This window comes from Catenulispora yoronensis, from assembly GCF_039531695.1.
GTDB classification, from domain to species: domain Bacteria; phylum Actinomycetota; class Actinomycetes; order Streptomycetales; family Catenulisporaceae; genus Catenulispora; species Catenulispora yoronensis.
Map to the genome: position 1 here is coordinate 1 of NZ_BAAAQN010000248.1, position 532 is coordinate 532.

Here is a 532-nt window from a genome sequence, read left to right on the forward strand (position 1 = left end):
GGCGATGTTATTCACCCTGGCCAACCTGTTTCGGGTGGACCAAATGATACGTCAGTGGGAGAGATCTCAGTAAAAACCGGAAATAACGCCAGAAATGGTGGAAAAAATAGCCTAAATAGGCTGATTCGATGTGTTTGCGGGAAAAAAATCGGCCCAGATCCGCGAAATTTTAATCAGCGAGTCAGCTTGGGAAGAAATGACCTGCTTATTCGCACCTTCCTTAGCCGAGCAGGCGGAATATTATCCGCGGCTGGCGGCGCAAACCCATATTCCCATTGCCGCCGGCGAACGTATGTTTTCGCGCTTTGAATTTAAACGGGTCCTGGAAGCGGGCGGGGTGGCTATTTTACAACCCGATCTGTCGCACGCAGGCGGTATTACCGAATGCTATAAAATTGCCGGCATGGCGGAAGCCTATGACGTTGGGCTGGCCCCGCACTGCCCGCTGGGGCCGCTGGCGCTGGCCGCTTGTCTGCACGTTGATTTCGTTTCACATAACGCGGTCTTCCAGGAGCAGAGCATGGGGATCCAC

The 532-nt window shown here is 53.6% G+C and carries 2 protein-coding genes and 1 pseudogene; all 3 read left to right on the plus strand.

Features of this window, described 5'->3' with window-relative positions; genetic code table 11:
- Nucleotides 1-73, plus strand: a 73-nt coding sequence (locus tag ABD481_RS47125) for a hypothetical protein (protein WP_225677653.1), incomplete at its 5' end; no start/stop codon positions are given.
- A complete protein-coding gene (locus tag ABD481_RS47595; RefSeq protein ID WP_369776212.1) occupies nt 55-309 on the plus strand; it encodes a hypothetical protein in 255 nt (84 codons plus the stop codon). The genes ABD481_RS47125 and ABD481_RS47595, both read left to right, overlap by 19 nt.
- Nucleotides 215-532: pseudogene (locus ABD481_RS47130) on the plus strand (enolase C-terminal domain-like protein); the annotation flags it as partial. The gene ABD481_RS47595 and the pseudogene ABD481_RS47130, both read left to right, overlap by 95 nt.